Origin of the sequence: Virgibacillus sp. LDC1 (assembly GCF_025792345.1) — a bacterium.
Lineage (GTDB): Bacteria > Bacillota > Bacilli > Paenibacillales > Paenibacillaceae > Paenibacillus_AQ > Paenibacillus_AQ lautus.
In genome coordinates this window covers 2809982-2831917 of record NZ_JAOXLZ010000001.1, presented here as the reverse complement: position 1 = coordinate 2831917, position 21936 = coordinate 2809982, and the positions used below count along the sequence as shown (strand labels likewise).

16 protein-coding genes are annotated in these 21936 nt (G+C 46.9%); 15 read left to right on the top strand and 1 reads right to left on the bottom strand.

Annotated elements, in window-relative coordinates; genetic code table 11:
- Positions 1–17 precede the first annotated feature (17 nt).
- From OHJ21_RS12510 to OHJ21_RS12470, 9 genes are all read left to right on the top strand, one after another.
- Positions 18–701 carry an ABC transporter ATP-binding protein gene (locus tag OHJ21_RS12510; RefSeq protein WP_100537941.1) on the top strand — a complete coding sequence of 228 codons (684 nt, stop codon included), beginning with the start codon at positions 18–20 and terminating at the stop codon, positions 699–701.
- Positions 698–3289, top strand: a complete 2592-nt coding sequence (locus OHJ21_RS12505) for an ABC transporter permease (RefSeq protein WP_100537940.1) — start codon at positions 698–700, stop codon at positions 3287–3289. Before OHJ21_RS12510 ends, OHJ21_RS12505 begins: the two co-directional genes overlap by 4 nt.
- 81 nt (positions 3290–3370) lie before the next feature.
- Complete coding sequence (locus OHJ21_RS12500; protein WP_100537939.1) at positions 3371–4804, top strand: VanZ family protein; 1434 nt, start codon at positions 3371–3373, stop codon at positions 4802–4804.
- A gap of 296 nt (positions 4805–5100) precedes the next feature.
- On the top strand, positions 5101–6489 hold the full coding sequence (locus OHJ21_RS12495) for a helix-turn-helix domain-containing protein (protein WP_100537938.1): 1389 nt from the start codon (positions 5101–5103) through the stop codon (positions 6487–6489).
- Positions 6490–6792: 303 nt separating this feature from the next.
- Positions 6793–8172 (top strand): helix-turn-helix domain-containing protein, encoded by a 1380-nt coding sequence (locus tag OHJ21_RS12490; RefSeq protein WP_486020195.1) that lies wholly within the window; start codon positions 6793–6795, stop codon positions 8170–8172.
- Positions 8173–8214: 42 nt separating this feature from the next.
- Complete coding sequence (locus tag OHJ21_RS12485) at positions 8215–9579, top strand: transcriptional regulator (RefSeq protein ID WP_486020193.1); 1365 nt, start codon at positions 8215–8217, stop codon at positions 9577–9579.
- Positions 9580–9746: 167 nt separating this feature from the next.
- On the top strand, positions 9747–10976 hold the full coding sequence (locus tag OHJ21_RS12480; protein ID WP_100537935.1) for a CynX/NimT family MFS transporter: 1230 nt from the start codon (positions 9747–9749) through the stop codon (positions 10974–10976).
- A gap of 288 nt (positions 10977–11264) precedes the next feature.
- Positions 11265–12494 carry a chromate transporter gene (locus OHJ21_RS12475; protein ID WP_100537934.1) on the top strand — a complete coding sequence of 410 codons (1230 nt, stop codon included), beginning with the start codon at positions 11265–11267 and terminating at the stop codon, positions 12492–12494.
- Between the two features lie 169 nt (positions 12495–12663).
- On the top strand, positions 12664–13596 hold the full coding sequence (locus OHJ21_RS12470) for an NAD(P)/FAD-dependent oxidoreductase (protein ID WP_100537933.1): 933 nt from the start codon (positions 12664–12666) through the stop codon (positions 13594–13596).
- A 148-nt stretch (positions 13597–13744) separates the two neighbouring features.
- Here OHJ21_RS12470 and OHJ21_RS12465 read toward each other — a convergent pair whose 3' ends face one another.
- On the bottom strand, positions 13745–14044 hold the full coding sequence (locus OHJ21_RS12465) for a hypothetical protein (RefSeq protein WP_100537932.1): 300 nt from the start codon (positions 14042–14044) through the stop codon (positions 13745–13747).
- A gap of 149 nt (positions 14045–14193) precedes the next feature.
- Here OHJ21_RS12465 and OHJ21_RS12460 point away from each other — a divergent pair, with 149 nt between their 5' ends.
- From OHJ21_RS12460 to OHJ21_RS12435, 6 genes are all read left to right on the top strand, one after another.
- Positions 14194–14580, top strand: a complete 387-nt coding sequence (locus OHJ21_RS12460) for an antibiotic biosynthesis monooxygenase family protein (protein WP_100537931.1) — start codon at positions 14194–14196, stop codon at positions 14578–14580.
- A gap of 220 nt (positions 14581–14800) precedes the next feature.
- Positions 14801–15781, top strand: a complete 981-nt coding sequence (locus OHJ21_RS12455; RefSeq protein ID WP_100537930.1) for an AAA family ATPase — start codon at positions 14801–14803, stop codon at positions 15779–15781.
- Between the two features lie 12 nt (positions 15782–15793).
- Positions 15794–16900, top strand: coding sequence for a DUF58 domain-containing protein (locus OHJ21_RS12450; protein ID WP_326120208.1), 1107 nt, complete (start codon positions 15794–15796; stop codon positions 16898–16900).
- The gene (locus tag OHJ21_RS12445; protein ID WP_100537928.1) at positions 16897–18201 is read left to right on the top strand and encodes a DUF4129 domain-containing protein; all 1305 of its coding nucleotides are present in this window, start codon (positions 16897–16899) and stop codon (positions 18199–18201) included. The genes OHJ21_RS12450 and OHJ21_RS12445 overlap by 4 nt, the downstream gene beginning before the upstream one ends.
- A gap of 12 nt (positions 18202–18213) precedes the next feature.
- A complete protein-coding gene (pulA, locus tag OHJ21_RS12440; RefSeq protein WP_486020192.1) occupies positions 18214–20166 on the top strand; it encodes a type I pullulanase in 1953 nt (650 codons plus the stop codon).
- Between the two features lie 105 nt (positions 20167–20271).
- Positions 20272–21876, top strand: a complete 1605-nt coding sequence (locus OHJ21_RS12435; RefSeq protein WP_486020191.1) for an S-layer homology domain-containing protein — start codon at positions 20272–20274, stop codon at positions 21874–21876.
- The last annotated feature ends 60 nt before the right edge of the window (positions 21877–21936 follow it).

The window sequence follows — 21936 nt, the reverse complement described above, 5'->3', positions numbered from 1 at the left end:
GGGAGGGAGATATGGCAATGGAAATTTTAAAGATAGATCATCTGTCTAAAATATACGGTAAAGGCGAATCGGCGGTAAAGGCGCTTGACGATGTTTCCTTTTCGGTTCGAAAAGGTGAATTTGTTGCGATCATTGGCCCGTCCGGATCGGGGAAATCCACGCTTCTGCACATGCTGGGCGGTGTGGATTTGCCGACGAGCGGCAAGGTCCTCGTAGAGGATACGGATATGTATAACTTGGACGAAACGCAGCTGGCTATCTTCAGGCGCAGACAAATCGGACTGATCTACCAGTTTTTCAATCTGATTCCCGTCTTGACGGTGGAAGAGAATATTACGCTCCCGCTCCTGCTTGATAACCAAAAGGTAGACAAGAAGCAGTTGGATGGTCTCGTGAAGACTTTGAATCTGCAGCGTCGCTTAAACCATCTGCCTAATCAATTATCAGGCGGACAGCAGCAAAGGGTGTCGATCGGCAGAGCCCTCATCAGTAATCCTGCCATTATGCTGGCGGACGAGCCGACCGGGAATCTGGACAGCAAGAATAGCAGCGAGATCATCGACTTATTGCAAATGTTGAATAAAACCTATCACCAGACATTGATCGTGATCACGCATGACGAACGAATCGCTTTGCAAGCTGACAGAGTCATTTCGATTGAAGACGGAAGGATTGCCAAAGACGAGGTGATTCGCCCTTGAATATTGTCAATAAACTCACCGTCAGACATTTGAGGCAAAACAAGAGACGAACGCTTGTAACCATCATAGGTGTCATCATGTCAGTTGCCATGGTGACGGCTGTTGCAACGCTTGGTTTTTCTTACTTGGATTTAATGAAAAGGCAAACCATCGCGGATGAAGGGGAATGGCATGTCCTATATCAAGATGTAAACAAGGAACAGCTTGCAGCGATAAAAAACGATGACGCAACCAAGACCCTTGCGATCACAAACGATCTTGGCTATGCCCCATTAGAAGGGGGACAAAATCCAAATAAGCCGTATTGGTTCATCAAGGCGTATGATGCACAAGGTTTAGCGCAATTTCCGATTGAATTGAGCAAGGGGCGTCTGCCGCAAACCGACAAGGAAGTTGTGATTTCTGAAGCCGCTGCGACAAACGCCAAGGTGAAATATGAAATCGGGGATCGTCTCACTCTCCGCGTCGGCGAACGATTCGAGGTAGGGAACGATCAACCGCTGGGTCAAACGGAATCCCTGCGTATGGTAGATAACGAAAAGAACGAAACGCTGCAACATATAAAGACAAGGGATTACACGGTCGTAGGCTTCATCAAGCCTCCCGTATGGGAACCGGCGTGGGCCCCGGGGTATACGACCATTAGCTATGTCGATGAAAACCTCATGGGGGCGAACGATCAAGTCCATGCGGCGGTAGTATTGCAAAAAGTCAATCAGTCTTTGTTCGCTCATGCAGAAAACCTGGCAGAGAACAACCAGATCGAAAAGGTCCAATATCATCACGATTTGCTGCATTATTATGGCGTCTCCAAAAGCGAAGCCTCGTACAGCACGATGTTCTCCTTATCGGTGATCCTGATGGCGGTCATTATGATCGGCTCGGTTTCGCTGATCTATAATGCTTTTGCAATTTCCGTCTCGGAACGTTCTCGCCATTTAGGGATGCTTGCAAGCGTGGGGGCTACGAAAAGGCAGAAGAGAAATTCGGTGTTTTTTGAGGGTGTCATCATTGGCTTGATCAGCATTCCCGTTGGGATCCTATGCGGTCTTGCCGGGATCGGCATTACCTTTCAGTTCATAAACGTTATCATTCAAGGGGCTTTAGGAATCACTGAAAGGCTAACGGTAATCGTCACGCCGTTATCGCTTTTGATTGCCTGCGCTGTTTCCATGTTGACGATTTTCATTTCGACGTATCTCCCGGCCGTCAAAGCATCCCGGATTTCCGCCATGGATGCGATTCGTCAAACAACCGATGTGAAGCTTACGGGCAAAAGCGTGGAAACGTCAAAATGGATTCGAAAGCTCTTCGGAATCGAAGCGGAGATCGGATTGAAAAACTTAAAAAGGAACAAGCGGAGATACCATGCCACCGTATTTTCGCTCGTGATCAGCATCGTTTTGTTTTTAACGGTATCATTTTTTACCGGTAATCTGAAACAATCCTTGGCCATGTCGCAGGAAGGCGTCAACTATGATATAGAACTATCTTACGGCAATGAAAAAAGAATAGACGATCGGTTGGTTCAGTCCATTGCATCCCTTTCGGATGTATCGGAATACAGCGTGATTCATGAATTGTATAGGAACGCTTGGATCGAAGAAGCGTCCATCGCCGATGAATTGCAGGAGGCGGTCAAGCAGGATAAGAGCATCCTGAAGGACGGAAAATATCCTTACGATATTAAAATCAATGCACTAAACGATTCGAACCTGCAAGCCTATGCCAAAGCAGTCGGCGCAGATTTCGAGTTACTGACGGATCCGGATCGTCCCGCCGCAATTGTGATCGATACCATCGATTATAAAGATATGGATACGGGAAAATACGTCCAAACGAAGGCTATTCATGCGAATGTCGGGCAAAGTCTCGATTTGACAACGATCCATGAGGAAACGGAACAAGAGACGGATGTAAGTAAAGTGTACATTGCGGCGTTGACGGATCAATCTCCGATGGGGATGAACTCAATCGGAACAGGCGGGTTAAATATCGTCGTCTCGGAACGAGTCCTGAATCAACTGGCAGACGATAAGAGTAGAGAGTTCGTTCAAACCTTTCTCTATCTGAAAAGTGCGGACCCGCTGAAAACGCAGCAGGAAATCGAAGAAATGAAAGAGCCTAATCTGCATGTGTACAATTTGTATCAATCCAGAAAACAGGAAGAACAGATGATACTATTGATGTCCGTCTTTTCTTATGGCTTTATCGTATTAATCTCAGTGATATGTATTGCGAATATTTTTAATACGATCGCAACGAGCATCTCGCTTCGAAAGCGGGAATTTGCGATGCTGAAATCCGTTGGAATGACGCCAAAAGGCTTTGCGAAAATGATGAACTACGAGAGTGTTTTTTATGGAGCCAAGTCGCTGCTGTTCGGGCTTCCTATCAGCTTCGTCGTGATGTATATGATCTATATGGCCTTTGCAAACAAATTTAGCTACGGATTCGTCCTCCCCTGGATGAGTATTCTATCTGTCATTGCCGCCGTATTTGTCATTGTCGGTTCTGCCATGCTATATTCCAGCGCGAAAGTAAAAAAGGAAAACATTATCGACGCGTTAAAGCAGGAGAGTATATAAAAGTGACCGGCTCTGACTTGAAGTGGAATGACAAGATAGTGTCAATCATCATCAGGATAAAATCATAAGGAGGACCTCGTCTTGGGGATCGATGAAATTTATATTAATCTACGTTTTTTATTGCTGCCGGTCATCGTAATTATCGGGATCGAATTCGTTCTAATCGGACTATATTATTACCTTTATTATAGAAAACAACAATCAGAGGGAAAGCCACGGATTCACATGAAAAAGCTTTTTCTCGGTGCCTTGTTCATCGGATATGTTGTTTTTGTGCTCGAGCTCACCATGTTCGGCCGCGGCCACTCCCATTTCTTGCAGATGAATCTCCATCCATTCAGCGGTTATATTGAAGCATGGAATAAGTATTCCTTACGTGATCTTCAGAATGGGTTATTTAATATCATCATGTTTATCCCGATGGGAATATTGCTGCCTTTCATCAGCCAAAAATGTAAAGCATTCAAGTGGCTGCTTCTGGTCGTTGTAAGTTCTACGCTATTTATTGAAACCTACCAGACGCTTACAGGCGCAGGGCTGTTTGAGCTTGATGATATCATAAACAACACGCTTGGTGGTATTTTTGGATATCAATTATACAGACTTGCTGCTTCCATTGTTCATAACAAAAGAATAAGAATGAAAAGCCTGCTGGGAAACCTGGCGATCCCTTTATTGATGGGTTTGTTATTTGTCGGCATAAATATCGTCTACTTTCAGCAGGAGTTCGGTAACCTGGCCATAAACTCGTTTACCAAATGGAATATGAAAGATGTTCATGTGACAACATCCCTTCAGCTAAGCTCGGCACCTGCAGTGGCCCCCGTCTACAAGAAAATCACTCAGCCGGAAGGAGTCGAAGCCCTGCTGCAGCAGAAGTTAGGATTATCTGAGTTGAAGGTTAAGGATCGGGATGGCGATCGTGAGGTTCTATTGAAAGATAAATCAGGAACACCATATACATTCTATCAATCCCAAGAGGGAAACTGGTCGTTAACCGAGAACAATGATACACCGGAGCGAGCTTCATTCAATGACCAAGAACTGCTATCACAAAAGGCCAGAACCATAATGGCCGATCTTGGCCTACTCCCTCAAGACGCTGATTTTACAGCATTGGATGGCGGGGAATATCAATGGTCCCTCCCGGATAAAGCGGGGTTAAACGAAAGTTATTGGACTGGCGAACTGTTACTCGCTCTTAAACAAGATGGCACTATCTACTCGATAAATAATGGGCTTCAAGAGAATCAATTTATGAAGGAAGTAGATATACGGTCTCCTGCAGAGGTATATGAGCGTATAAAGAATGGTGAATTTCCTCAAATCAAAAGAAATGCAATATTAAAGCCGGATCAACTCGTTATTAAAAAAGGTGACCAACTTGATATAACAGGGATTGAGCTATCATTCATTTATGACACAAAGAACTTCTATCAGCCTGTATACAGAGTAAACGGTGTATTTAATGGGGATACGAATTGGTTCACATTAATTCAGGCAAGAAGAAGCTAGGAGAGTATATCGTAGGTAATCGGCCCTGACATGATTGAAGTCAGGGCCGTTATTGTTGTCCAACTTTCAAAGCGTTTCCGAAAATTTCGGAGCGCTTTTTCTCATCGTAGTGATCAATATGACGATATATAAATAGTAAAGAAAAGTGTTGAATTTGGCATTTTTAAATTGTATTGGTTATTTTTTGTAAAAAAATGACGTATTTAAGTATTGACCGCTGGAATATTAATCAATATGATTACTGTATAGAGAGATATACTAATATTTGGGTTCTGATCCTAGAGGGTGGTGTTAGCTTGGAAAGGACAGCCACGATTCGCGAACAAATGGAAGAGTTTCTACATAAGAACGAAATGACGATTAATCGGTTTGCTGAGATATCGGGTGTCAATAGCGGCACGCTCAGCAACATTCTGAATGGGAACCGCCCGATTTCCATGCAGCAGTTAGACCGGATTACGTTAGGTATGGGTCTGGAAGAGGGTTATTTTTATGAGCTGTACATAGATGAATGCATTTTCCATGCTACGCCGGATTGGCGTCGTCTGGGTCCGTATCTTCACCGATGCGCTGAGCTGGGGAAGCTGGATTGTCTGGATAAGGCTGTCCGGATGACGATGGATAATATCTCTTATTCACCCTTACTCTTTGAAACGGCAGAGTTTTTTTTCAAAGAGGGAAAGCATGAAGCGGCCGTTCTGCTCTACAAAAGCGTGGCTGAGAGTGAACGATTTCAGCATTCGGAGCGGTTGGCTCTGTGTCAGTATCGGTTGTTTACGCTTGGGTTAGGCGATGATCAGGAGGTTAATTCAAGGGCTGCAGTATACTTTGAACCTTATATTGATAGATTAGATGAAGTATATCAATTGGATGCACTAGTTGATTTGATTAATGTAAATGGTTCTATACATCGTTGGGATAAAGTTGAGGAATTCGCTGAGCTAATGTTGCATAAAGCAATAATTGAGTATAAGTATATTGAGACAAAAAATCATATTGAGATAAAGAGGAAGAATCCACTTATTTTTTATATCCTATACGCACATTTATCATTAGAATATAGCTACAGTGAGCGTGGAGAATATGAAAAGGCACTATACTATGTATCACAATATGCTGATCCTTCATGGATAAGTAACGCTAATAATGAAGAACTACAAATTATTAACCAGTTTAAAGAGTGGGCAGTTGCTAACAGATATGTGTACCAGTTAATGGTCGGACAAGCTGAGGTTCTTTCTGAGTATATGGAATACGTCTCGACACGTGAAGACGAGATTTTTGTGGCAATGTGTAACATAATGATAGCGGCCAATCGACATAAATTTCAGGTAGATCATATCTTGGAAGATTACAAAGAATATTTAATCTATAAGCAACAACGAAATCACATAGGTAAAGTTAGTAAGCAAGTAACATTAGAGAGACATACGCGTTTATTGGCCGAATTAGGGATCTACTATATAAATTCGGAGCAATATGATAAAGGAATAGAATTTATATTGGAAAGTCTGGGGAGTTCCATTACAATTAATAGTAACAATGGCATGCTGAGATGCATGGGGTTATTCGAACAGTATCGTCATTTTTCATCTTTTGAATCACAAAAACGGTATACTAATTTAGTTAGCGAGGTGCAAAAATTAAATGAGAAAAAAATTGGTTTCTCTATTAGTTATGTTTAGTATCGTGTGGACATTTGCTGTTCCAACTTCAACGATTCATGCTGACAATAACAAAGAAATAGCGGTATTTTCAACTTTAACTCATGGATTTGGATCTGGCGGTACATAATTGTCTTTAAACTCGAACAGGTGGGTCATAGTAAGATGCTTCCGAGTCATCGGAGGCGTCTTTTATTATATCTTATAGAAATATTAAAGGCATGTTCAGTTCATCTACTATTGACCTAACGATTGTAAAATAATAGCATGTAATTAATTATTTACTATACTAATATTTGGTTTTCCATCTGGGGGTGTTGTTACTTGGAGACGACAGCCACGATTCGCGGAGAAATAGTTAGATATTTGCAGAATCATCGTATGACAATCAACCAATTTGCCAGGATATCGGGTATCAACAGCGGGACACTCAGTAATATCCTGAATGGAAATCGTCCCATGTCCATGCACCAGTTAGACCGGATTACCGAAGGGATGGGTCTGGAAGAGGGGCACTTTTACGAACTTTACATAACGGAAAGTATTTTTCATACCACTCCAGATTGGCGGAGGCTTGGACCTTTTCTTGAACGATGTGCGGAATTGGATAAATTGGACTGTTTGCATAAAGCTGCACGAATGACGATGGAAAATATTAACTACGCACCGATGCTTTTTGATATGGCGGAGACCTTATTCAACGAGGAGAAGCGTGAAGCGGCAGCTTTGTTATATGAATGTGTGGCTGAGTGTGAAAAGTTTCAGTATTCCGAACGGTTAGCTCTTTGTCAGTATCGATTATTCGTAATCGGATTAGGTGAGAATCAGGAAGAGAATTTACAAAAAGCAGTATACTTTGAACCCTATATCGATAGATTGGATGATATGTATCAATTGGATGCGTATGTTAAGCTGATTAATGTGAATATATCCTTACAGCGGTGGGATAAAATTGAAGCTCTTGGCAAAAGGATGGGACATAAAGCTAAAATTCATTATCAACAAAATAGAAATATTTTTGGTGCTTACGAATATCCAAAGAAACCCTTTATATTTTACATATTATATTCGTATTTAATTCAGGCCTCTTCGCATCAAGAACGTGGAGATTACGATAATGCATTTTATTATGTATCATTATATGAAAATCCTGATTGGATAAACAAACCTAGTGAGGAAGAATCACTGATTATGGAGCAGTTCAAGGAATGGGCTGAGGCTAATCGGTATATGTATGGTTTAATGAGCGGACAACCAGATGCTTTAAACCGGTACGTAGATTATGTGGACTCAAGGGAAGACGAGATTTTTTTGGCGCTATGTAATATTATGATCGCAGCCAATCGCTATCAACTACATATCGATCATATATTGGATCGGTATAAGGAGCATTTGGTTTTCAAAGAGAGGCAAAATCAGCTCGGAAAGGTTAACGATCAGGTCACAATAAACCGATACACCCGCCTCCTCGCCGAGTTAGGGATATACTATTTAAATGCTAAACAGTATGATCGGGGGTTATCCTACATCCTGGACAGCCTCGCGTACTCGATAAGAATCAAAAGTGATAACGGGATGCTGCGGTGCATGGGAATCTTCGAGCAGTTCCGTCAGTACGCATCCGAGGAAATACAGAAACGGTATAATGAATTCATTCGTGATGTCCAAAAATTATCCGTGTATGCTTGGAGCCCGCTTGTGTAGGGGGGAAATGCTAAATATAGATTTTTCTGGGGGTGTTGTTACTTGGAAACGACAGCCACAATTCGCGGTGAAATAGCTAGATATTTGCATGAACATGGTTTGACTATTAATCAGTTTTCGAAAATATCAAATATAAACAGTGGATCTTTGAGTAGTATACTTAACGGAAATCGCCCAATGTCGGTAAATCAATTAGATCGTATCACTACAAGTATAGGACATTCTGAAGGGTATTTTTACGACCGTTACATTTTTGAATGTATATTTCATACAACCCCTGACTGGAGGCGGCTAGGAGCTTTTCTTCAACGTTGTGCAGAGTTAGATAAACTGGATTGTCTGCAACTAGCAGCCCGTATGACGATGGAAAACATGATTTACGCACCGATGCTTTTCGAAACGGCGGAAGAGTTTTTCAATGAGGAAAAGTATAAGGCGGCAGCTATACTATATGAATGCGTTGCTGAAAGTGAAAAGTTCCAACACTCTGAAAGGCTTGCATTATGTCATTATCGGCTGTTTGGGTTGGGGCTAAGTGATAACATGGAAGCTAATTTACAATTGGCCGTAACTTTTGAGCATTATATTGATCGGTTGGATGAAGTTTACCAGTTAGAAGCTTATAGGAAGCTTATTAACGTTAATATTTCACTGCTTCGGTGGGATACGGTGGAAGTTCTTGCCGAAAGAATGGGTCTTAAGGCAAAAATAAAATATGAAAACAATTACAAATATGAACAAGAGAAGCCAGTTATATTTTACATATTATATTCGTATCTAATTCGAGCCAATGTCTGTCGTGAAGCAGGAAACTTTGATGAGGCATTAGGTTATCTCTCCATGTATGAATACACTAATTGGATAACAGCACCCACAGATGAAGAAACTTTAACTATTAATCAGTTTAAAGATTGGGCAAAAGCGAATCGTTACTATTATAAACTGATGGCTGGTCATTCTAGCATCCTACCTGAATATGTAAATTATGTTATCACAAGAAGAGATGAGATTTTTGCAGCCTTATGCAATATTGTAATAGCTGCTAATCGACATCACTTCAACATAGATCATATACTGGAACAGTTTCGTGATTACTTGGTACTTAAATTACAAAGAAACAAATTCGGAAAGGTTAGTGAGCAAATTACAATAAACCAATACACCCGCCTCCTCGCTGAGTTAGGGATATACTATTTGAATGCTAAACAGTATGATCGCGGGTTATCCTATATCCTGGATAGTCTCGAGTATTCGATCAGAATCAAAAGTGACAACGGGATGCTGCGGTGCATGGGAATCTTCGAGCAGTTCCGTCAGTACGCATCCGAGGAAATACAGAAACGGTATAATGAATTCATTCGCAATGTCCAAAAATTATCCGTGTATGCTTGGAGCCCGCTTGTGTAGGGCTCTATCTGTGCGTCTACAGGCTAATGCACAACGTTGAATCGGCGGCGGACTGGCCCTAAAAGCTGCCATGATAGCATCCCGAGGCTATGGCCTAATGCCCGGGTTTGTGATAAACTCGGATAAGTTTATTTTTACATATCGCTTGAAAGTAAGGAGTCCATGTCATGACATCAAGAACATCAATAGATCAAAACACAAATTCTGGAGGGCGCACATGGATGATGTTTGCAGGAATCATCCTTATTGCTATTAACTTGAGAGCGGCGATTACATCGGTCGGCCCGCTGATCGGGATCATTCGCGACGATACGGGAATCTCGAACACCTTGGCGGGTATGCTCACCACGCTGCCGCTATTAGCCTTTGCCCTGCTGTCGCCGATGGCACCGGCCATGGCCAAAAAATGGGGACTGGAGAATACCCTTTTGCTGAGTATGGTGGTGCTGACATTCGGAATCGGCATACGCTCGGTATCATCCCCATATACGCTGTTAATCGGAACCGCATTTCTTGGAATGGCCATAGCTGTAGGGAACGTGCTGCTTCCAAGTCTGGTCAAGCGGGATTTCCCGCGGCATATCGGATTGATGACGGGCACATACTCTGCCTCGATGAACCTGCTCGCCGCCATCGCATCCGGGATTAGCATTCCGCTGGCTACCCAAGCAGGGCTTGGTTGGCAAGGGTCCCTGCTCATTTGGGGTTCATTGTCCGTCTTGGCTCTGATTGTGTGGATCATCCAGCGCCGCAGTTCCGGAAAAACAGCTGAGGTCCGTTCGACTTCAACCAAACAACAGAGTGTGCTGAGGTCACCGCTTGCTTGGTACATTACTTTATTTATGGGACTTCAATCGTTTACGTTCTACGTGAACGTCTCATGGCTGCCCGAGATTCTGAGAAGCCAAGGCATGGATTATAGTGCTGCGGGATGGATGCTCTCGATTCTCCAATTTGTCAGCCTGCCATTTTCCTTCATTATTCCTGTTCTGGCTGGCCGGAATCCCAATCAGCGTATGCTGGTAACGATCTCTGCATTGTGCATGCTGACCGGATATGCAGGCTTATTTTCCGGCATGACTTCGTTGAATTTGCTGTGGGTGATGCTGGTAGGTATTTCAGGCGGGGCCAATTTCAGTTTATCCCTGATGTTCTTCACCCTTCGTACCAAAACGGCTCAAGAAGCTGCCGCGTTATCCGGAATGGCGCAGTCACTGGGTTATTTATTGGCCGCCGTCGGTCCGATGCTGATCGGGTTCCTGCATGATGCGACAGGAGGATGGAAGGTGCCGCTGGCGGTGCTGTCCGCCGTTGTTGTGGTGTTGTTCATCTTCGGTTTCGGGGCAGCGAAGCCGGGTTATCTCTCCGTGCCAAACGAAACGAAGCCGGAGGCTTAAAGGTATAGAAGTCACATTGTATTGACGCATACAGTAAGTATGATACTAAGAGCGATCCATGGAACAAAAGTTCTGTTGGGTCGCTCTTTTTTTAGAGCATGTCCGGTTTTCACTTGATAGCATTCAAAAAAATCTATAGATTTTACATAGCGTTTACATAAATGGGTAGATTGACAATGAGGACTTGGTATACTCTGAAATTTGATAAAAGATGATCTGTATACCTAAGGGTTAAACGGGTTACGAGGTTCTATTACATTACACCAAGCATATGGGGAGCGATGGATATTGAATCCGGAGACAGAGAAAGAACAAGTACAAGCTCAAGTCGGCAATAGGCAGCCCTCTGGCAGGTGGCGTGCCCTCAGCGAAACCTGGTGGACCGCTCTGCAGTTGGGACTCACATCGTTTGGCGGACCGATCGCACATCTTGGATACTTCCACCAGACTTATGTGCGGCGCAAACAATGGCTGGACGAAAAAAGTTATGCGGATCTGGTGGCCCTGGCCCAATTTCTTCCCGGACCGGCCAGCAGCCAAGTGGGCATTGGTGTTGGGATGATACGAGCGGGACTATGGGGCGGTATCGTCGCCTGGCTCGGCTTTACGTTACCATCCGTGCTTATGCTCATGATTTTCGCCTATCTGATGCAAACCTTCGATCCCGGCTCGGCAGGCTGGATTCAAGGGCTGAAAATTGTCGCAGTGGCCATCGTAGCTCAAGCGGTACTTGGGATGGCAGGAAAGCTGGCCTCAGGTCCCGTGCGGGCGGCCATAGCGTTAATAGCCATGGCAGTCGTTCTGCTGTGGCAGAGTCCCGTTTCTCAAGTGACGGTCATCGCGCTGGCCGGCATATCGGGACTGTGGTTGTTCAAGCGTCAAGCGAATGAAGAGGCAGCACCCGAGATCAAGATGCCGATCGGACGGAGAGCCGGACTCTTTTGCTTGGGCATGTTTGTCGTGTTATTAGTGGGTCTGCCGCTCCTTAAAGGGCTGACCGATAATGGTTGGGTAGCCATTGTGGACAGCTTCTACCGAGCCGGATCGCTTGTATTCGGCGGAGGGCACGTTGTTCTCCCGCTGCTGGAGAGTGAGACGGTATTGAACGGCTGGATGTCCAAAGAGGATTTCCTAACCGGTTACGGGGCAACACAAGCTGTACCCGGTCCGTTATTTACTTTTGCCGCTTACCTTGGGGTCTTGATTCAGGGGATACCCGGAGGTGTCGTTGCTATACTTGCGATCTTTTTGCCTGGATTTCTGCTCATCGTAGGGGCAATGCCGTTCTGGAACAGCATCCGCAGAAACCCTAAACTGCAAGGCGTGCTGACAGGCATGAATGCCGCAGTGGTCGGAATTCTGTTGGCCGCTTTGTACCATCCCATATGGACATCCTCCATCCATAGTCCGCTTGAATTTGTGATTGGCGCGGGTCTGTTCGGGATGCTGATGTTCTGGAAGAGCCCTCCGTGGCTTGTTGTGATTACCGGTGCATTAGCCGGACAGCTACTCCTGTGATTCATTGATTTTTAGACCTCGGCGCTTTGTGCCGGGGTCTATTTGATTTTTCAGGAGTAAATCACGGCCGATTGGTTAAATATTTAGGGTGTACCTCTCTTCTTGAAGTAAATCTTGATGCCAAGAGTTCCAGCCTTAATTCGATATAGAAATGAGTGGATAAACCTACATGTTGGATACCGAAGTGAAAGATTGCATTATCATAGGCGGCGGAATTGCAGGTCTGCAGGCGGCTATACAGCTGGGGCGGTATTCTGCCTACGATATCCTAGTGATCGACCGGGGAACGGGGCGTTCCACCATATGCAAGAGCTACCGCAACATCCTCGGATGGCCGGATGGGGTATCTGGTGAAGAGCTCAGGGGGCGGGGACGTCAGCAGGCGGAGTCTGTCGGCGTTACGTTTGCAGCCGATGATATCCGGAAAGCGGAACGGGATGAAGCGGAATATTTTGTGTTAACCGGTAAAGACGGCGTTCAATACAGGACCAAAACCTTGCTGCTCGCAACAGGCGTGATGGACCGTTTTCCCAAACTGCCAGGCCTGATGTCCACGCTGGGCACATCCGTCTTTGTATGCCCCGATTGCGATGGTTATGAAATTCAAGATCGTAAGACCGTCGTGATGGGATCGGGCGATCCCGGTGCCAGTATGGCCGTGCTGCTATCGGAGCGGACCAAGGATATCATCTACATCAATCATGAGCGGGAGCCGGCTTCTTCCGAGCATATGTCCCAATTGGCGGATTTAGGGATTCCGTATATAGAGAAAAAGGTGTCTGAAATTCGGGAGGAGGACGGCATCCTATCGGCCGTTGTGCTGGAGGATGGGAGCATCGTGCCCGCAGAGCGGGGGTTCATATCTTTTGGCGGGAATAGGATCTATTCCGAATTGGCCGAGCAGCTGGGGGCAGAGCTGGAGCACAACCGTCATGTCAAGACCGATCCAAGGTCCAAAATGACGAGTGTCGAGTTACTCTGGGCGGCCGGTGACCTGGGCGTCCATTCCGAATTAACTACCGTGGCGATGGGGGAAGGCGCGACGGCTGCGATCTGGATCAACAAGACATTAAAGAAGATGACTAGCGAAGCCGTTACATGAGGGTATAGAAATAGAACAGAACCATTAGAAAACCTCGGAACGATCCGGTTGATAAAGTATTCTAAAAAACCCGCCTGATCAGGCACGGCATGAGCGAGAATGGCCGGCGGATCAAGGCGGGTTTTGTTAAATGTACGCCGATCGGCATTTACAGACCGAATCGGGTGATATGCTCATCGAGTCTATACTTTTGCAGTAATTCGGTTTGCTTGGGACCGATCAGATCAAAGTGCGGGTAAGGTTGGCGGTAATGGATATATTTCGGATTAAGCCCGTTGGATACACACCAGTCCTCAAGGCGCTGGATGTTCGAGCAGCCTACTTTGGTTACGGTATGGAACTCCGGAAACCGCTTGTCGTACCAATAATGGGTCAAAAAAGCGATGTCGCCTTGTGCGACCTTCTGCTTCCATTGCTGCAATTCCTGTCTCGAGATGCCGAATGCCATGTTTGTCTCATCCTTATAAGTGTATTCATGCTTCTCATTATATCAGCATATACTTGACTGCACCTACTTGTTTTCCTAGCATGGCGCTGCCAAATACAAGCGTTATTTTTTACCGTTGATCGGATGGATATCGAAGAGGGGGATACGATATGATACTGGAATCAGCGATACTTTATATCAAACCGGGGCTGGCAAGCGAGTTTGAAAGTGTCTTTCGGGAAGTTTCCGGCGTTCTGTTAACGAAAAAGGGATATGTAAGCCATGAGCTTCACAAGTGCGTGGAGAACCGGGATGAATATATATTCCTCGTCCGTTGGAGCGGTATTAAGGATCGCCTGATCGGCTTCCGCGGACATCCGGATTATAAGCTATGGACTGCGTCACTGGAGCCGTTTTATGCCCGGCCGCCTGAGGTTAGGCATTATATCGATATCCGGATCGATAGCCGCGAGCAGGCTGAGGCGGAGCTGACGAAACTATTGATCCCGGAAAGCGGGACGGATTCAGCTTCCCATGAAGAGAGGACGGCAGAATAATCAGAGCTTAGTAATATCAGGTCGTACGTCAATAGGGTGCATTCTCGGAAGCTGTCCTTGGACGGCTTCTTGGCGTATCGGAGTGCGGGAGATCCGTAAATATCCTCATGGTAACGGAAAGAGAAGCCATATATGAGGCAATCGGTCTTATTTTGTCCCGAATAACAGGAATTATGGGATGTCATGACGAACTTTGTTGTTAAGTTAAACTACATAAGGGGTGGTTACAATCACTATAGATTATCATGGCGTTCGCCGTCTTGCCGACGACATTCGAGCAAACGTTTCCAAAGTTATGGTAGGTAAAGAGCAGCTGATTGACAGACTGTTTATTGCCATGGTCACTTCAGGTCATGTTCTGTTGGAAGATGTGCCGGGTACAGGTAAGACATTGCTGGCCAAATCCATCTCGAAGTCGATTGATTGCACGTTTAAGAGAGTACAGTTTACGCCGGATTTGCTGCCGTCGGATCTGAGCGGCATTTATTTCTATAATCAACAATCCGCGACGTTTGAATTCCGACCGGGGCCTCTGTTCACGAATATCCTTCTAGCCGATGAAATCAACCGGGCGACACCTCGTACGCAGTCCAGTCTATTGGAGTGCATGGAGGAACGCCAGATCAGCATTGACGGGGTAACCCATCAGCTGAAAGAACCGTTTCTGGTCATCGCGACGCAGAATCCGCTGGAACAGCAAGGAACGTTTCCGCTGCCGGAGGCACAGCTGGACCGCTTTCTGTTCAAACTGAATATGGGATACCCTACCTCAGAGGAAAGCGTGAATATTCTGAAGCGATTTAAAGAGGATCAGCCCTTGGAGTCTCTAATGGCAATTGCAACGTCTGAGCGGATCGTACAAGCCAGACATATCGTCAGCAAAGTACATGTCAGTGATGAGATGTTATCCTATATCGTTGCGCTTTCCGAGCATTCAAGAAGAGATGAAGCGGTTGCCTCCGGCGTAAGCCCAAGGGGCTGCCAAGCATTATTGAAGGCTGTGCAGGTACAAGCCGTCCTGAAGGGCAGGGAGTTTGTTACCCCTGATGATGTAAAAGATTTGGCTGTGCCGACATGGGCGCACCGGTTGAAGCTTCGAGGGACGCTCCACAGCCGCGGCGGCGCTGCCGCGGCGGAAGAAGTGATCGAACGGCTGCTGCAGCAGGTTCCCGTACCGACAGAAGAAGGCATTTCGTCGTAGGGGCGGATGGCGATGGGAGCCTATTGGATATTGTTAATCGCCGCAGTGGTCATCGTTGTTCAGGGCAAGCTTTTCAAACGGACGGCATTGAAAAGGCTGAACTACAGCCGTTCCTTCAAGGTGTCGACCTGTTATGAGGGAGATTCCGTGGAATTGATCGAAATCATTGAGAACCGCAAAGCATTGCCTGTACCCTGGTTAAGGGTAGAATCCCAATTTCGTTCGGGCCTGGCATTTGATAACCAATTGAACCTGGATATCAGTGAGGGGCAATTCAATCAGAACCACAAGAGCTTCTTCAGTCTTCTGCCTTGGACCAAAATCCTTCGCCGACATCGGATTATCGCTAAGCGCAGAGGTCTGTACAAGCTGGGAACGGTATCCATGACGACGGGTGATTTGGTCGGAATGGAGTCGATTGTCCAGAGCAAGACGTTGTCCGGTGGAATTATCGTGTACCCGATGCCGATGGATGTGTCGGACATGGCCCTCCCGGTCCAGACTTGGATGGGCGAAATGCTGGTCCGAAGATGGATCTTGGAGGATCCTTTCCTGATATCGGGCGTACGCGAATATCGCGACGGCGATCCGCTGAAGGATATTCAATGGAAAGCGACCGCACGGACGGGCACGCTGCAGGTCCACAGGCGGGATACCACAGCGGACAGCCGGCTCTTAATCTATCTGAATATAGAGGATCATGAGCAGATGTGGAGCAAAGCGACGCGGCCTGAGCCGATCGAGTATGGCATCCGCCTGGCGGCCGGCATTACAGCTCACTTATTGTCGCAGGGCATGGAGATCGGAATGGGGACGAATGGAACGCTTGGCGAGGATTCCACCGATGAGGCATTTGTCCCGGTTGCAGGCGGCATGACCCAGCAGCATCTGATATTTGAAATGCTGGCGAGACTGGAGCTGATCCGAAAGGCTTCTTTCCATGATTATCTGGCCCATGAGCTATCCCGACATGAAGAGGCAAGGGATATCCTGATTTTAAGCACTTACGTCAGCCCCAGGCTGGAAGAGATGTTTCAGCGATTTCGGGACAATGGGCACACGATTCAGGTATTTCCCCTCGGTGATGTGCCGACTCCTGCGAAGGAGGTGTCGGCATGACCTCTCGAGGTACTGGATTTATAAAGGCTTCTTTGCAGGGATTCGTGGAATGCGTACTCTATTTTCCGGTACTCTTTATTCCGGCTTTCTACCTGCTGCCTGAATCGTACCGCTGGGTATGGCCTGCCCTAGTATTAGGCGGGTACTTACTTGGCTATACAGGTGCGCAATGGTTCAAGCTGGATCGTCAGTTTAAGGCAACCTTATGGGCTTGCCTGGTTTCCATTGCGGTATCCATCGCATTTATAGGCGTCGATATTACCCTAGCTTATTTTATCCCCTTGATCTTTATTGCCAGTTATCGCGGAAGCCGAATGGAGCAGGTAAGCTGGAATCTGATGTTTCCGGGGACGTATTTCTTAATCGGTTTGATTGTGTACGGAGTCAGCAGTTTCATATTAAGTTTCATGGATTCGTTCCGTGGTGGAATATCGTCTCTGACCTGGATGGGGGCAGCCGCGTTAGGATTGACACTGTTGATTGTCAATCGGCAGTTGGTGTTGGATGAGACCCTGCCAGGCAATGATCAGCCCGTATTGGAACGGCGCGTGCTGCGCTACAATCGCTGGTTTATCATCGTATTGCTGCTTCTTGTTGCGGTCGTCGCTTTTCTACCGCAGCTGCAGCAATGGGTCTCTGATATGGCGCGGGGGATCGCTGCATGGATCTCCGGATGGTTCGGCTCCGGAGCGGAGCAGGCCCCGGAGCCGCCTTCGATGTCGGAGCCTCCGCCCGAAATGTCATTTCTCGATGAAGAAACCAAGCCGCCGAGTCCATGGATGAAAGTACTGGAGCAAGTGCTGATCTATGGCGTGTTCACCGTTATCGGGATCGGGATACTGTATGTTCTATTCAGGTTTGGCAAAATACTGCCTAAGCTGTATAGAAGATTCTCTGCATGGATGAACAGGATGATGAACAGACAGAACCTTCAGCCCTCGCTAGGTTATGAGGATGAAGTAGAGAATATTGAACATGACCCGGCATCCAAGCGGCTCAAACGGCTGTTGTCCGGCATGCGTATCGGCGGTAAGTTTCGGGCAGGAGAAGGATCGGAGCATTTGAATGAGAAAATTCGCCAAATGTATCGCATGATACTTTCCCGAAGTATCAGGGAAGGCTATAATTGGAAAGCGTCGCTAACACCGCGGGAAACCGAAAGCGATCTTAAGGAATGGGACGGGCGGAAGGAACGTATTCCACAATCCTTGATTCAGCTTTACGAGGAAGCCCGCTATGGTACCCGTACCATCACGGAAGAAGAAGTTAAACAGGTACGATTGGATAGGAAGCATACATGAGGAGTGAACATCTTGTCGGTACAAAAAGAAAGCAATGCTGTTATTCACTACGGAGATCCCGCGGTCACCGGGGGAGTCTCCGTCTTTGATAAGGAATTTGACAAGCTATTTTATTACGATGGAACGGATCTGGGTTTAACTTATCAACCGCAAGAGTCCACGTTTCGACTGTGGGCACCGACGGCTAGCGAGGCATACGTTCTCCTGTATCTGGATTGGCAGGCAGCAGAAGCCCGGCGGTTCGCGATGACTCGTGATGTGAAAGGAACTTGGCTGCTGAAAGTAGGAGAAAACCTTCAAGGCATGTTCTACACCTATCAGGTCCTTATCGGGGATCAATGGAACGAAGCTGTCGATCCCTATGCCGCCGCTGTAGGCGTCAATGGGGATCGTGCTTACATCTTGGATATGGCCTCGACCGATCCAGAACACTGGACAGAGGACAAACCGCCACTCCATAGTCCTCTAGATGCCGTGATCTATGAACTGCATGTTCGTGATTACACCATTCATCAAGACAGCGGAGTGAAGCATAAAGGCAAGTTTAAAGGTCTGGCGGAGACAGGTACCCGAGGTCCCGGAGGGATTCGTACAGGGCTTGATCATATTGTCGAGCTTGGGGCCACCCATGTGGAGCTGCTCCCGATCTACGATTTTGCAACGGAAAGCGTGGACGAAACCAGGCTTGATGAGCCGCAGTACAATTGGGGATACGACCCGAAGAACTACAATGCTCCCGAAGGCTCGTATGCTACGGATCCGTATGTGCCTGAGGTTCGGATTCGTGAACTGAAGCAGCTGATTCAGACATTCCACGATCAAGGCCTTCGAGTCATCATGGATGTAGTGTATAACCATGTATATGACGGGTATCTGATCAATTTCACGAAGCTGGTTCCCGGATATTACCTGCGCTATACGAAGGACGGCAAATTCTCCAACGGATCCGGGTGTGGTAATGACACGGCATCTGAACGTCCGATGATGCGGAAATTCATTGTGGAATCCGTCCTGCACTGGGTGAAGGAGTACCGAATTGACGGTTTCCGATTTGACCTGATGGGATTGCTGGATGTGGAGACGATGAATGAAATCCGGGCGCGCCTGGACGAGATCGATCCGGCTATCATCACGATCGGCGAAGGTTGGGTCATGAATACCGAGCTGGACGAGAAGAAACGCGCGAATCAACAGCAGGCACCGGTAATGCCGCGAATCGCTCATTTTAACGACGGTTTCCGCGATGCGGTCAAAGGAGACATCTTCCAGTTTGATTATAGAGGCTTTGTGAGCGGCGGAGATGGATATGAAGACAAGGTGAAGCAGGGCATCGTAGGCGGCATCCCGTATTCCGAAGATATCAAGGCGTTTTCTTCTGAGCCGGATCAGTGCGTAAACTATGTGGAGTGTCATGATAACCATACGCTATGGGACAAAATTATGCTGTCAACAAAAGGGGAGACTGATGCCATACGTCGCGATATGCACCGGCTGTCATCGGCCATGATTCTGACCAGTCAGGGAATCCCTTTCCTGCATGCGGGCCAAGAGTATTACCGTTCCAAGAACGGAGTGGAGAACAGCTACAATTCTAGTGATGAAGTGAATCGGCTGGACTGGGGTATGGCATCGAAGCACCAGGATGGCGTGAAATACATTCAACGGCTCGTTCAGCTCCGCAAGCAGCATCCGGCATTCAGATTAAGGGATGCTGCGTCGATTCGTAAGCATCTTCACTTTGAACGAAGTCCTGAGCATACTGTCGCTTACACGCTTCGTGATCATGCGGGCGGCGATCCACAGAAACATATCTATGTACTCTATTATGCCGCACGGAAAGAGTCCTCCCTGGCTTTACCTGAGCTGGGCGAATGGAAGATTCTGCTTGGCGAAGAGCATATTACGCGTTTAACCCGGAATTCTCTTGTTGTAAAAGGGATCGGTGCTGTCATTTTATCCTCTTAAATCAATACTGGCAGCGATTATTACCAAGAAATGAATAATGCCTGATTCTATGATCATCTGATATGCTGAAGGTATCAGATGATAGAATAGAATCGAGGCGTCCCTTTGAAGAAATATTTCCTGTCACTTTGTTTGCTGTTGTCATTTACACCGCTTTTTGGCCCTCTTCAGGCAACAGCGGCTCAAGCTCCTAGTCCGACCGATTTTCACGATATCTCGGCAAGCTTTGCAAAAGACGCGATCCATCGTCTAGCCAATAGAGGTATCGTAAGCGGGGATGGCACAGGAGCTTTTTTGCCGCGAAATCCGGTAACGCGGGCCGAATTCATGGCCATGGTTGCCAGAATGCTCAAGATGGAGCCCGTTCAGAATGATTTGTCCGCCTTTCAGGATGTATCCAAATCAGCTTGGTACTACGGCTGGATTCATGCAGGCCTTAATCTATCCATCGTGGAGGGGAACGGCTACAAGTTCTTTCCGAATGCTTCGATAACAAGACAAGAGGCCGCGGTCATGGTTATTCGTGCCATGAAAGAAAGTGGATATGATAACGGAAATACATCCGGCCTATATACGGATTCGGGTTCGATCGCGGAATGGGCTTGGAATGCGGTTGGCAAAGCGACGAATACAGGTTGGCTGCAAGGAAGCAAAGGGCAATTCAGACCGCAGGATCCGATCACCCGGGAAGAGACGGCAATGCTGCTGGATCGGGTCCTCCAATCGGGAAATGTGAAGTCCATGATCGATAGCCAGACACCTGCCAATATTCATATGGGCTGGTTATATAATGGTACAACGAAGCAATACATTTCCTATGCCAAACGGGCCGGCTTGAATGTTCTGGTACCGCGCTGGTACTACATGGAGGCTGACGGCAAGGTGACGGACCATACCGACAAGGAGCTGTTGAATTGGGCTCATAACAACAGTCGGCAGGTGTGGGCTATGGTGGGGAACCGTGGGAATGCGGAAGGAACTCACCAAGTTTTAAGCAGCGCACAGACCCGGAAGTCTGTCGTTGACCGTATTGCAGCGAATGTATCCCGGTATCGATTGGATGGGATCAATATTGATTTTGAGAACGTCATGCCTCAGGACCGGCAGAATCTGACGGCCTTTATCACGCAATTATCCATAGAGATGAGACGGCTTGGAGCCAAGTTATCCATCGATGTTTCACCTGATCTGAATACGGATTGGACGGCTGCATTCGATTACGCAACCCTTGGCACTCAGGTGGACTATATGGTGCTCATGAGTTATGACCAGCACTGGGGCGGTTCGCCCCAAGCGGGCTCCGTATCCTCGCTGCCATGGAGTGAATCCGCGCTGAGCAAGCTGCGGACCCAAGTGCCGGCTAAGAAGAGCATCATCGCGTATCCGCTGTACACGAGAGATTGGCAGATTGCTTCGTCGGTATCCTCGCAGGACATCAGTTTGGTTGAGCAAGGACATCGCATTCGCCTGAATAAGGCTTCATTCACATGGAATGAGAGCGTGGCGCAGTATGAAGCGGCTTATAATAGCGGCGGCATTCCGCATCGCATATGGACCGAGGAGTCCCGCTCTTTATCCCTGAAGCATCTGATGGCCGCCAAATATCAGATTGCCGGTTATGCTTATTGGTATCCGGGCGCCGAGACGACGGACGTATGGCAGGCCATTCATAATGCGGAGCGTTATGCTTATTATTCGTTCCAAATCTAAACATCCGATATGCCCGCATATCAAGACCAGCCTCAAAGCGTGAGGTTGGTCTTTTTTTTA

What these genes read in the sequence shown, in the direction of transcription:
- OHJ21_RS12460 (WP_100537931.1), top strand. Translation starts at nt 14,194, where the DNA reads ATGATACTGGAATCAGCGATACTTTATATCAAACCGGGGCTGGCAAGC.
- OHJ21_RS12450 (WP_326120208.1), top strand. Translation starts at nt 15,794, where the DNA reads ATGGGAGCCTATTGGATATTGTTAATCGCCGCAGTGGTCATCGTTGTT.
- OHJ21_RS12465 (WP_100537932.1), bottom strand. Translation starts at nt 14,044, where the DNA reads ATGGCATTCGGCATCTCGAGACAGGAATTGCAGCAATGGAAGCAGAAG.
- OHJ21_RS12445 (WP_100537928.1), top strand. Translation starts at nt 16,897, where the DNA reads ATGACCTCTCGAGGTACTGGATTTATAAAGGCTTCTTTGCAGGGATTC.
- OHJ21_RS12480 (WP_100537935.1), top strand. Translation starts at nt 9,747, where the DNA reads ATGACATCAAGAACATCAATAGATCAAAACACAAATTCTGGAGGGCGC.
- OHJ21_RS12470 (WP_100537933.1), top strand. Translation starts at nt 12,664, where the DNA reads ATGTTGGATACCGAAGTGAAAGATTGCATTATCATAGGCGGCGGAATT.
- OHJ21_RS12510 (WP_100537941.1), top strand. Translation starts at nt 18, where the DNA reads ATGGAAATTTTAAAGATAGATCATCTGTCTAAAATATACGGTAAAGGC.